The organism is Acinetobacter sp. M5A5_2a, assembly GCF_053345265.1.
Map to the genome: position 1 here is coordinate 322527 of NZ_JBKEZV010000002.1, position 13047 is coordinate 335573.

The following is a 13047-nucleotide window of genomic DNA, read 5'->3' on the forward strand; positions in this document are numbered from 1 at the left end:
TCTATTTTCTAGCTCTTATCTTTTTATAACCCAGAACTTCATCTGGGTTAATTATTAGAAATAATATTTAGATTTATGCAGGGCAACTAAAAATTTGCTCTGACATTAAATCGACACCACAAGGTAAAACCTCAATCCAGTCTAAAAACTGATTAATCATTTCTTTACCAATAAATGGGCTGCCATGCTGTGGAACAATCATTTCAATATCCATCTGACGGACCATGTTGACCCATAAACGGATGACCTTATTTGAACACATATAGCGTTGGTGAAAAGCTTTCATTTTCATAACATGCGTATCGAAATCTTTCAAAGGTTGACTAGCATCCTCAACAATCGAGGCACCCATATCACCAGAAAACAAAATTTTAGCGACTGGATCATAGAACTGAAAATTACCCACCGAATGTAGAAAATGGGCTGGAACCACCACAAGCTTTGATTCTCCCAATTGAATCACTTGACCACGATCTGGTAGTTCAATTAGGCGATCTTCCCAATTCCCTTTCATGCGTTCACTCATGAATGCAGAATTGAGGTGCGGTAAAAATCGTGCCCATAATTTAGAAGCGACCACTTTGGCATCGGTATAGACTAACCAGCGCGGCATTGAAGTAATAATGTCTGGATCCTGATGAGAAGCCATCACATAATCCAGATTTTTCAATCGCGTATATTTATTAAGTTCCATAGTCAACGGAACATAGGTCAAATCGCCACCTGGGTCGATCACCGCAGCTCGTTCATGATCAATAATTAAAAATTGATTGGCTTGTATGCCTTCCCCTTTGACCAAACTGGTAAAACTAATACATTTATGTACGCCATTATCAAATAATATCTGCGATGTTGTTTTTTCAAACCCCATACAATTCCCCAAAAAAACTTTAAATATTAGATATTTTTATATCCATACTAAAATAAAGGGATTCGATAATTCTTGCAATGAATTGCTTTATTTTTCTCATAATATTTTAAAATAGCTTTTACTTTTCTTATTTTATAAATGAATCATAATGTTATTTAAAATTAATTCACAATAAATTAAAATAATTCTCATTATCAGTTTTTGTCTTTTGCGCTGTCTAGGCCTCCCATGAACCAAGCACCTTATTTTTCAAGCTCCAAAACATTGTTAGCAGTTGCTATTTTTAGTTCGATGACAGCAAGTCATGCTGATGAAACAGCAGAACAAAAAAATTTGACCAGTGTGCTACCCACAATTTCTATTCAGGCGCAAAAAGAAACCACCTCTCCCTATGTCGCAACGAAAGCAAACTCTGCCTTAAAATCAGATGCGCCCTTGTTTAAAACTGCGCAGTCGGTTTCAGTAGTAACACGTGAACAGCTCGATCAGAAACAAGCAAGAACCTTAGCAGATGCACTTGAAGGTGTTGCAGGAGTAGAAGCTGGAAAACTAGGTCGTCGTGGTTGGGATGATTTCGTTATTCGAGGGCAGACATCTTCTGATTCAGTTTATGTAGATGGCTTAAGAGTTGGACAAAATACTTTTGTTGCCACTGAGCTATCAGGTATGGATCAGGTACAAGTTTTAAAAGGCCCTGCATCTATTAATTTTGGTTTGGTTGCTCCAGGCGGCATGGTGAATTTAGTCACTAAACGCCCTGAAGCAGAAAACTTTGCACGCGCTAGTATGACTTATGGTAGTTACAGCCTTAAAGAAGGTACCTTCGATTTAAACTATAGTCCTAATAATAGTGAAAAAGGTGCTTTCCGTTTAAATGGTCGTATCTCTGACCAAGATGACCCGACAGATTATGTGTATTTTAAAAATTACTATATTTCCCCTTCTTACAACTTTGACTTAGGGGATAACACCGACCTTTCTGTCATCGCAAGCTATCAACATCGCGAATATATTCGTCAGCAAGGCTTGCCCGTTATTGGTACTCTAAAAGATAACCCTAACGGCGCTATAGACCGAAGTTTATATATTGGCGACCCTAACTTCGGTAAATATGAAGCCGATGTTTACCGTACTGGTTATACGTTTAAACATGCCTTTGATAATGGCTGGAACTTCAATCAGAATTTTGCCGTACAAAAAACTGAAATGGATGGCACAGCTGTTTTTGCTCGAACAGGTAGTAACTTTTGGGCAGATAAAAACTACACCACCATAAGCCGTAAAAATAACAGCCGCCACCAAATTATTGATAACTTAAGTTTTGCCATCGATAACCGTTTAAATAAACAGTTTGATTTATATGGTATGCAACATGATTTCAATATAGGTGTAGATGCCTTCCAAGAAAAAAGTGATTACACCAATAACCGTTGTAATGTAGGTGATTTAAACATATATGCTCCTGTATATGGGCAAACTGTTACTTGTTCCAATCCTGTCAGCAACCACGATATTAACCGCTTAAAATACGCAGGCTTATATATTCGTGACCGTATTCAACTCAATGATCAATGGCTTTTAAGCTTGTCTGGGCGCCAAGACTGGGCACAAACTCAAACTAGAAGTTTGGTTAATAGCAATACGAGTAAACAATCAGATGAAGCATTCACAGGTAGTGCTTCTCTTATGTATACCCTTAATGACATTGTTGCTCCTTATGTCAGCTATGCCACTTCATTTACTCCTAACAGTGGTACAGATGTAAATAACAATCCGTTCAAACCAGAAGAGGGGAAACAGGTTGAAGTGGGGATGAAATTACAAAGTCCTGATCAACGAATTCAAGGCGCTATCGCTTGGTATGATTTAAAACGTCAAAATGTTGTAGTCAATGATTCAATCAATACGAGTGAGAAAGTACAACGTGGCGAACAGTTAACACGTGGTGTTGAAACTGAACTCAGCGCAGAAATTTTAGAAGGCTTAAAATTAACGGCTGCATATACCTACACAATTGATGCGGAAATTAGTAAAGATGCAAACACGAGTAATGTAGGAAAAGCACTCGACAATATTCCTGAGCATGCATATAGCTTGTCAGCACGCTATAAATTTGATCCTGCATCAAAACTTGGTTGGTATGTAGGCGGCGGGTTCCGCGGTGAAACGTATAAAACTGTCGATGGCTTAGATGTTCATGTTCCAGGCTATACAGTCTTTGACACTGAAGCTGGCTATGACGCTGGGCATTGGGGCGTTCAACTTGCTATCCGCAATCTATTTGATAAAGATTACTATGCAGGTGCGCTGAATGAGAATTTAGTGACGCTCGGCAACCCACGCCAAATTAACTTTACAGTGAAATTTAACTACTAAAACGACCTACAAAAAAACGCACTCGAATTGAGTGCGTTTTTTATGGCAGCTTTAAATGTTTTAGAAGAAATAATGCTGTACCAAAGTAGAGACACCTACAATTAAGAAAATAGCCGCACCAATTTTATGAATGAGTGAGATAGATAAACGTTCAGCTAATTTATTACCAATAAATACAGCTGGTGCATTGGCAATCATCATACCTAACGTTGTACCCAGCATAACCCAGAAAATACTGTCGTAACGAGCAGCTAAGGCCACTGTTGCAATCTGCGTTTTATCGCCAATTTCAGCCAAGAAAAACAAGATAAAGGTTGCGCCAAAAACACCAAATTTTTGCCATCTATTAATGCTATCTGTTTCATCATCTAACTTATCTGGAATAAGCATCCAGAACGCCATACCAATAAAACCGCCCGCAAGAACCCAAACTAAGATTTCAGGGCTCAAGACAGTAGTAATCCACTGTCCAAGCACAGCAGAGATACCATGGTTAATTAAAGTTGCTAACAGAATCGCAATGAGAATAGGGATTGGCTTACGGAAACGTGCAGACAGTAAAAGGGCGAGTAATTGAGTTTTATCGCCCATTTCAGCTAGGGCAACAATTGAGGTAGAAATCAGAAATTCTTGCATGTCGTTTCTCTGGCTAGCATAAATGCCCATGACCTACCCCTCCTGCTAGCCAAATATCTGCAGAGTGGTAAATCAAAGGTCTTGCCAACTCGGAAACGATGAGACGTTTAAGCTATGATGACCATGTTCTGTTGAACAATTATGTTGATCATCACCTATTCATTTAGAAATGAATAGCGGCTACTCCCCAATGAAGTATGTGCTTATTATATTCGAGCAGTTCTATTTTTCAAACAAAAAATTTTATCCATGCCCACACCAACAGCCGACCCAAGCCCAATAGTAAGGCTAAACAAATACTTAAGTTAATAAACCCCAAATTGTTAATGCCTGCTATGTGCTGTGACTGAAATTCAAACGGCAAAATAAGCATTGCTACAAATACTTCCAACCCCATTGCAACATAGGTCATCCATTCCCAAGGAAAGTGTAAAATACTGATCCATACCCCCATTAATAAAAATACAATCAATAGGATTGGTACCATGATTTTTAAAAAACCCGCCATTTATTATTTCTCCTTTACCTAATAACGAGAAATTTCTCCTCTCTCGACACTTCCTTCTTCGTCTTTAGATTAACCTAAAACCAATTAAATTAAATATCAAAATAAAAACCCCGCCGAAGCGAGGTTTTAATAATTCATTTCAAAATATTAGATTAATAAAGTACGAATATCTTTAAGAAGTTTCGTAAGTTTATTGGTAAAGCGAGCAGCATCTGCACCATTAATTACACGATGGTCATAAGACAACGACAACGGCAACATTAAGCGTGGGTCAAAGTCTTTACCATTCCAAACCGGTTGCATCGTTGCAGGTGAAATACCCAAAATCGCAACTTGCGGCCAGTTCACAAGTGGTGTAAATGCTGTACCACCTATTGCGCCTAAACTTGAAATGGTGAAATTCGCACCTTGTAAGTCTTTCGGTGTTAATTTCTTATCACGTGCTTTTTGACCTAACACACCCAATTCAACTGCAATTTGCTTAATTGATTTTTGGTCTGGGCTACGAAGTACTGGTACGGTTAAACCATCTGGTGTTGCTACCGCAATTCCCATATGGATTTCATTGCGCAAGAGCACTGATTTACCGTCATCAGATAGATGACCTGCGAACTCACGCTCTTCTTTCAACAAATACGCAACCGCTTTGATAATGAATGCCATAATCGTCAGGCTGATACCTTCTTTTTTGAAGTTGCCTTTCAGTTCATTACGCCAATCTTCTAACTCAGTAATGTCAGCCAAATCAAACTGGGTGACTTGCGGAATAAAGTTGTTCAATGACAATTGCGGAATTGATACTTGCTGCAAACGCGTCAGTACTTTTTCTTCCACGCCACCAAACGCAGTGAAGTCAGGAAGCTTTGGCAAACCTGAAACTGCTGGTGCAGCCGCAGCTACTGGAGCCGCTTGTGGTGCAGTTAAACGAGTCTTCACATAAGCAAAGATATCTTCTTTAACAACACGACCATGTTCACCAGAAGTTTTAACTTGTGATAAAACCACACCAAGTTCACGAGCAAGCTTACGTACAGCAGGACCTGCATATACTTTAGCGTTTTCGGCTTCTTGCTCTTTGGTTAACTTGTCACTACCAGACGCTGGAGCAGATACAGCCTGAGTCGGAGCAGGAGCTGCCGCTTTAGGTGCTGCTGCCTGTGGAGCTGGAGCTACTTCTGCTTTTGCCGCTGGTGCCGCAGCAGGTGCTTGGCCTTCAGCTTCAATTGTTGCAAGTAATATACCTTGTGAAACCTGTTGGCCTGCTTGCAAGTGAATCGCTTTCACAACGCCAGCAACAGTACTTGGAACTTCAACAGTCGCTTTATCTGACTCAACCACAACAAGGCTTTGGTCTACATCAACTTTATCGCCAACTTGTACCAAAATTTCAGCAACAACTGCTTTATCTACACCCAGATCAGGAACGTTAATATCAACTGGACCAGATTGAGTAGCAGCCGCAGCTACAGTTTCTTGTTGAACTGGTGCAGGCGCTGCCGCTGGGGCTGCTGTAGAAGCAGGAGCTTCAACTGGCGCACTTGATGCAGATGTTGTTTTCACTTTAATGAGCACAACACCTTCTTTAACTGTATCGCCTTCTTTAACTTGAATGCTTTCTACAGTACCAGCAACACTGCTTGGCACTTCTACAGTTGCTTTGTCAGATTCAACAACAACGATGCTTTGCTCAACATCGATTTGCTCGCCAACTTTTACTAAAATTTCACCAACTAGTGCTTTTTCAACACCAATATCTGGAACTTGAACTTCAACCACTTGGCTAGTGGTTGCAGCTGCTGGTTGTGCAGCAACTTGTGGAGCTGTAGCAGGTGCTTCTTTTTCAGCTGCTGGTGCAGGTTTTGCAACTTCTTCTGCTTGAGCTACAGGTGCAGCACCCTCAGCTTCAAGTTCAAACAATACCGTACCTTCAGTTACGCTATCGCCTTCTTTGATCAAGATGCTTTTCACTACACCTGCTGAAGTGCTAGGCACTTCAACAGAGGCTTTATCTGACTCAAGCAAAACAAGGCTGTCATTTTCAGCAATGCTATCGCCAACTTTTACCAAAATTTCAGCAACAACTGCTTTATCTACGCCAATATCAGGGGTCTTAATTTGCATGCTTAGTTCCCCTCACCTGTTTGCGTTTCATGGTATTCAGCAACTGCTTGAACTTCTGGGTGTGCTTGTGGAGCCCATGCCACTGGACGGTCAGTGTCTAACTCAAAGTTAGAAATTGCATCTTTAACTAAACGTGCATCTACTTCACCTTCGTCAGCTAATTTTTTCAAAGTAGCAACAACGATATGTGCAGCATCAACACCAAAGAAACTACGCAAGTTAGCACGTGTATCTGAGCGACCATAACCATCTGTACCTAATGCAACAAATGGGCGACCATCTGGAAGATAAGCACGGATTTGTTCGCTATACGCACGCATATGGTCTGTTGCTGAAACAACAATACCTTCTGTACCGCGTAATTGTTTAGATACCCAAGACTCTTTCACTTCTTCAGTAAGTGGGTGTAGACGGTTGTATTCTTCACACGCCATACCATCACGAGACAATTCATTGAAGCTTGTTACACTCCAAACGTTTGAATGGATTTGGTATTCATCACGTAAGATTTTCGCAGCTTTGATCACTTCACGAAGAATTACACCTGAACCCATCAATTGGACAGTTGCTTTTTCATCTTTTTCGAACAAGTACATACCACGTTTAATGCCTTCCTCAGCGCCTTCAGGCATTGCAGGATGCTCGTAGTTTTCATTCATTACCGTTAAGTAATAGAACACACGCTCTTGGTTCACATACATACGTTGTAAACCATCATGTACGATTACAGCCAACTCATAACCAAAACATGGATCGTAAGATACACAGTTTGGAATCGTGTTCGCCAAGATATGTGAATGACCATCTTGGTGCTGTAAACCTTCACCGTTCAATGTGGTACGACCAGCAGTAGCCCCTAACAAGAAACCTTGTGCTTGTGCATCACCCGCAGCCCATGCGATGTCGCCAATACGTTGGAAACCAAACATTGAGTAGTACATGTACATCGGAATCATTGGCAAGTTATTCGTTGAATAACTTGTTGCCAATGCAGCCCATGCGCTCATCGCACCAGCTTCGTTAATCCCTTCTTGAAGCATGTGACCGTCACTTGCTTCACGGTAATGCATTAACTGTTCTTGGTCTTCTGGGGTATATTTTTGACCGTGAGCCGCATAAATACCAAGCTGACGGAACATACCTTCTAGACCAAAAGTACGCGCTTCATCTGGAACGATTGGCACTACGCGGTCTTTAATTGCTTTTTCTTTAAGTAAAGAAGCAATTAAACGCACCATCACCATGGTCGTTGATTGTTCTTTGCCTGCAGAACCTTTTAATACTGCATCAAATACAGATAATTCAGGAATCGCTAAAATTTCACTCTCTTTACGACGTGCAGGTAAATAGCCACCTAAAGCTTCACGACGCGCCTTCATATACTTCATTTCAGGAGAGTTTTCACTTGGGCGATAGAATGGAAGCTCTTCTAATTGATCATCTGTAAATGGCAGGTTAAAACGGTCACGTACATATTTCAAAGAATCAATCTGCATTTTTTTGATTTGGTGAGTCTTATTCACCGCTTCAATTTCTTCAGACAAACCATAACCTTTAACAGTTTTCGCAAGAATAACTGTTGGCTGACCTTTGGCTGTCATTGCTTCTGCATAGGCAGCAAAAACTTTGTACGGGTCATGACCACCACGGTTAAGATTATCGATGTCTTCATCGCTTAAATCTTTTACAAGTTCCGCAGCTTCTGGGTACTTGCCAAAGAATTTCTCACGTGTATATGCACCACCTTTCACTTGATAGCGTTGATACTCACCATCAACTGTTTCGCCCATTACCGCTTTTAAAGCGCCTGTGCTGTCTTTTGCAAGTAGCGGATCCCAATGACGACCCCATACTACTTTAATGACACGCCAGCCTGCGCCACGGAATAAAGATTCTAATTCTTGAATAATTTTACCGTTACCACGTACAGGACCATCTAGACGCTGTAAGTTACAGTTAACCACCCAAATTAGGTTATCAAGCTTTTCACGACCAGCAAGTGAAATTGCACCAGTACTTTCTGGCTCATCCATTTCACCATCGCCAAGATATGCCCAGACTTTACGATTTTCTTCTTTGATCAAGCCACGATTCATCAAATATTTTTGAATGTGCGCTTGATAAATCGACATGATTGGACCAAGACCCATTGATACAGTTGGGAATTGCCAATAGTCCGGCATTAAATATGGATGTGGATAGCTTGGTAAACCGTTACCGCCAACTTCACGGCGGAAATTACTTAACTGTTCTTCAGTCAAACGCCCTTCAAGGAATGAACGAGCATAAATACCAGGAGCACAATGTCCTTGGTAATAAATCATATCTCCGCCAAAGTTATCGCTGTTTGCGCGGAAGAAATGGTTAAAACCTACGTCATATAATGTTGCACTTGATGCGAAGCTCGCCAAGTGTCCACCTAAATCATCACCTGTTTTATTCGCGCGAAGTACCATTGCTAAGGCATTCCAACGAATCAATGCACGAATACGGCGTTCCATATCTTGGTCGCCTGGCATTGCAGGTTGTTCTTCAACAGAAATTGTATTTAAGTAAGGTGTATTGAGACGTTGAATGGGAACATGCTTGGCAATTGCTTGTTGGTAAAGTTTTTCCAATAAGAATGCCGCGCGCTCAGTTCCCATATGTTGTAAAACTGAATCGAATGCATCTTGCCACTCTTGGGTTTCTTGTGCATCGGAGTCACCGTAAAACGCCATAATTCACCTGTTCCTTGTCCTTTAATCTACTTTGTATTTTTACCACGTTTTACCCCTCTCTAGTTATTGCCACGGGTGAATGTGAGGGGGGCCTATTATTTTCTGAATGAATAGTCATTGACCGAGCATTAAACAAAATAACAAAAAAACGCCAATAATGGCGTTTTTTTATACAATCTTTACGTTAAAAAAGGTTTAAGTTAATTTCAGATTCATAAATTCAATAACCTTAACCTTTTTCACTATGCTTTTAAGGAAGCATCGCTAAGTAAGTTGTTGGGTTCTTACGTTGACCATCTTTTACTACTTCATAGTGCAAATGTGGACCAGTACAGCGACCAGTACAACCTACATTGGCAATATGTTCACCTGCCGAAACTTGTTCACCTACACGTACCATTAAACGCGAAGCATGCGCATAGCGTGTTAAATAGCCATTACCATGGTTAATTTCAACATATTGACCATAGCCAGTGCCCCAACCAGATTTAGTTACAATACCTGGGCCTGTAGCATAAATTGGTGTACCACTTGGAGCAGCCATATCCAATCCACCATGATGTTCGGCACGACCGCTCATCGTACGGCCACCAAAGTTGGAAGAAACACGTACTGTATCAGGAAGAGGATGAGAAACTAACCACGAATAAGCATTTGAAGAAGAGGTATTGAAAGAGTTCTTAGCTGTCGTATTGCCATATTTTTTAGCGAGTGACTCATTGTTGAGCTCAACCGTTTTTTGGCGTAAGGTCACTGAAACTTTCGCACTCGCTGGAAGATCTAAATCATCAGGATGTGTATATGAACCTTGAGATAATGTTTTTGATAGTTGTTCCAATCGATCTGAATCAGTAGATTGGTTAATTGTTTGATAATCTGCAAAAGCAACTGATGCTGCCGAAGCGGCAAGTGAAAACGCTAATAAAATACGACGCGTGTGCATAAAAACCTCTTGAAACTGTTCTTACTTAAGTTCCTTATGATCTCTTCCTTGATATCGATTGAAATGAACGCTTAAGATGAAGACAAGAATCTATCCGAGAATGACCCATGTCTAAACCCGATAACGTTTTTCAACAATCCGGAAAACACATAAAAACAGGAAACCTTACGTTTCTAACAACGCAAGTCGCGCAATGGCAAAGACTTACGAAAATTATCCAACCCTTATTGCCCCAACCGGAACAATGGCAGGTCGTGTGTTATCAAAATGGTTCTTTGATCATTACTGGTGAAAATCAGGCGATGATTAGTCAACTCAGTTATTTACAGAACCAATATGTATCTAAATTATCTCAACTTGAAGGGTTAAAAGACCTACAAAGAATTCAGGTTCGCTTGAGAAATAAAAACATTCCCAATCCACCCTCATCTGAGCCATCTAAACCCATTCCCCCGGAAACACAAGAAATGTTACGTAGTGCAGCCGACTTTGTGAGCGACCCTAAGCTTAGCCAAGCTTTACTACGTTTGGCAAGCAATAAAAAATGACGAGCTCTATATTTAATGAAAAGTTCAGCCATATTTATGTGACAAAATTCACACTTTAAAATGTTACATTATAACATGACCAAATAAAGACAATGACTTATGTCACACTCACATATGGAATTGGACATTCATTCTCGTCATCAAATGTTACAATTTCATAATTACTCGGATCACTTTGAACATTGCGTAACAACTGATTATTTAAAGCATGTCCCGATTTATAGCCATCGAACTTGGCAATAATTTGATGACCAAGCAAATACAAATCACCTACTGCATCTAAAATCTTATGTCTCACAAATTCATCAGCGAAACGTAAGCCTTCTTCGTTAACAACGCCCGTGTCATCTACACCAATCGCATTATCTAAACTTGCACCTAAAGCTAAGTTATTTGCTTTGAGATAATCCAGATCTTTCATGAAACCAAAAGTACGAGCTTCACTAACTTCGTATACAAAAGTTTCAGTAGAAAAGTCGATAGTCGCAGATTGATATTCTTTAGCAAATGCCGGATGGTCAAAATCAATCGTAAAATTTAACTGAAAACCATTATGCGGACTAAAAATTGCTTTTTTATCATCGATTAATGCTTCAACTGGTTTTAATATTCTTATAAATTTTTTCGGTGCGTCCAGCTCACGCAATCCACCTTGCATTAACAGGTAAATAAATGGGCCGGCACTTCCATCCATAATCGGAACTTCGGACGCAGATACCTCAACAATAAGGTTATCAATTCCCAAACCTGCAATTGCGCTCATCACATGCTCAATCGTTCCAACTTTTATATCTCCAATTACTAAATTGGAGCACATGAAAGCTTCTTGAATCAGTAAAGCATTCGCATGGATTTCCACAGGTGGATCTAAATCGATACGACGAAATACAATACCTCCATCCACGGTATGTGGAATGAAATTGATCATCACTTTTTGACCGCTATGAAGACCTATTCCACTCGCTTTTACCACACGATTGAGAGTACGTTGTTTCACCATGCTTTGTAACTTCTTTTTTAAAACCGCTATACGTTAGCATATTTAGTCATTGATCAAAAACAAAAAAAGGCAGTGTTTAAACACTGCCTTTTTTTTAATTTAATAATTTTTTACTTACGTTGCTGATTTTTCAAGTAATCTTGAATACTCATCGGAGAAGAACGTGGAGAAGAACTTGCGTTACTACTCACTTCATTGTCTGCATTTTGACGCTTATTAATAGCAGGAACGTCATCTTCATCAACAGATTGAGCTGATTGAGTCGATGCATGACTTACTGTATTACGTTTTCTCGGTTCTGCGTCTGCAGCATTACGAGTTAAACCAGTTGCAATCACTGTTACACGTAATTCATCACGCGCATCTGGATCAAATACTGTACCGTAGAAAATTTCACCCTCATCAAGGTCAACAATCTGGTTCACGACATCAGTAATGATTTCAGTTTCGCGTAGAGTAATATCATCACCACCAGTAATGTTAATCAACACACCTTTAGCATTAATAATATTCACGTTATCAAGCAATGGACTACGAATAGCCTGTTCAGCTGCTTGACGTGCACGATCTTCACCACGACCTAAACCAGCACCCATCATTGCGTAACCACGTGTACTCATTGCAGTTTTCAAATCGGCGAAGTCAAGGTTAATGTGACCACGGTTTACAACAAGGTCAAAGATACTACGTACAGCGTTTAACAATACATCATCAGCTTTTTTATAAGCATCTTTCATTGAAATATCGCCATATACGCTAAGTAAGCGTTGGTTCGGGATAATAATCAATGAATCAACATGTGCTTCAAGCGCTTCAATACCGCGTTCAGCAGATTTTAAACGGCGACGGCCTTCAAAGTTAAATGGAGTTGTTACAACACCAACAGTCAAAATACCCATTTCTTTGGCAACTTCAGCCACGACAGGTGCCGCGCCCGTACCCGTACCACCACCCATACCAGCGGTAACGAATACCATATCCGTACCTTCAAGATGGTGACGAATAATTTCACGGCTTTCTTCTGCTGCAACTTGCCCTACTTCAGGGTTAGCACCAGCACCTAAACCACGCGTACTTTGCTCGCCTAACTGAATTTTGAAAGGTGCATTCATACAGTCCAGTGCTTGTTTGTCTGTATTGGCACAAACGAATTTAACACCTTGAATATCAGACTGCACCATATGTTGAACAGCATTACCGCCACCACCACCTACACCAAATACAGTGAAACGGGCTTGACCGTTGCCATCGTTTAGTTCATCTTCTATAAATTCAAATGAGGCCATGACCTTTAGGGTTCCTAATACATTATGGCAGTCACTTC

The 13047-nt window shown here is 40.3% G+C and carries 10 protein-coding genes and 1 riboswitch; of the genes, 2 read left to right on the forward strand and 8 right to left on the reverse strand.

The genetic code is table 11. The annotated features are described in order from the left end of the window. Positions 1-73: 73 nt before the first annotated feature. Positions 74-871, reverse strand: coding sequence for an MBL fold metallo-hydrolase (locus ACLBWE_RS03900; RefSeq protein ID WP_447601287.1), 798 nt, complete (start codon positions 869-871; stop codon positions 74-76). 228 nt (positions 872-1099) lie between these two features. On the opposite strand from ACLBWE_RS03900, the gene ACLBWE_RS03905 reads away from it, so the two are divergent. Beyond that, the gene (locus ACLBWE_RS03905; RefSeq protein WP_447601289.1) at positions 1100-3247 is read left to right on the forward strand and encodes a TonB-dependent siderophore receptor; all 2148 of its coding nucleotides are present in this window, start codon (positions 1100-1102) and stop codon (positions 3245-3247) included. A gap of 60 nt (positions 3248-3307) precedes the next feature. On the opposite strand, the gene ACLBWE_RS03910 is transcribed toward ACLBWE_RS03905, so the two are convergent. The 5 genes from ACLBWE_RS03910 to ACLBWE_RS03930 form a co-directional block, all read right to left on the reverse strand. After that, positions 3308-3883, reverse strand: coding sequence for a TMEM165/GDT1 family protein (locus ACLBWE_RS03910; RefSeq protein ID WP_003654075.1), 576 nt, complete (start codon positions 3881-3883; stop codon positions 3308-3310). Between the two features lie 15 nt (positions 3884-3898). Then, positions 3899-4084, reverse strand: a riboswitch (yybP-ykoY riboswitch). A gap of 28 nt (positions 4085-4112) precedes the next feature. Further along, positions 4113-4391, reverse strand: a complete 279-nt coding sequence (locus ACLBWE_RS03915; protein ID WP_424613053.1) for a hypothetical protein — start codon at positions 4389-4391, stop codon at positions 4113-4115. Positions 4392-4538: 147 nt separating this feature from the next. Next, entirely contained in the window at positions 4539-6512 is a 1974-nt protein-coding gene (locus ACLBWE_RS03920; RefSeq protein ID WP_424613051.1) for a 2-oxo acid dehydrogenase subunit E2, read from the reverse strand. Between the two features lie 2 nt (positions 6513-6514). Next, positions 6515-9232: a pyruvate dehydrogenase (acetyl-transferring), homodimeric type gene (gene aceE, locus ACLBWE_RS03925; protein ID WP_424613049.1), complete on the reverse strand. Its 2718-nt coding sequence runs from the start codon at positions 9230-9232 to the stop codon at positions 6515-6517. Between the two features lie 250 nt (positions 9233-9482). Further along, the gene (locus ACLBWE_RS03930; RefSeq protein ID WP_045433755.1) at positions 9483-10175 is read right to left on the reverse strand and encodes a M23 family metallopeptidase; all 693 of its coding nucleotides are present in this window, start codon (positions 10173-10175) and stop codon (positions 9483-9485) included. Between the two features lie 107 nt (positions 10176-10282). Between ACLBWE_RS03930 and ACLBWE_RS03935 the strand changes: the two genes are divergently transcribed. Beyond that, complete coding sequence (locus ACLBWE_RS03935) at positions 10283-10723, forward strand: DciA family protein (RefSeq protein WP_003654086.1); 441 nt, start codon at positions 10283-10285, stop codon at positions 10721-10723. 97 nt (positions 10724-10820) lie between these two features. Here ACLBWE_RS03935 and lpxC read toward each other — a convergent pair whose 3' ends face one another. After that, positions 10821-11723, reverse strand: a complete 903-nt coding sequence (gene lpxC, locus ACLBWE_RS03940) for a UDP-3-O-acyl-N-acetylglucosamine deacetylase (protein ID WP_005038014.1) — start codon at positions 11721-11723, stop codon at positions 10821-10823. Between the two features lie 110 nt (positions 11724-11833). After that, a complete protein-coding gene (gene ftsZ / locus ACLBWE_RS03945) occupies positions 11834-13009 on the reverse strand; it encodes a cell division protein FtsZ (RefSeq protein WP_005300624.1) in 1176 nt (391 codons plus the stop codon). Positions 13010-13047: the final 38 nt, after the last annotated feature.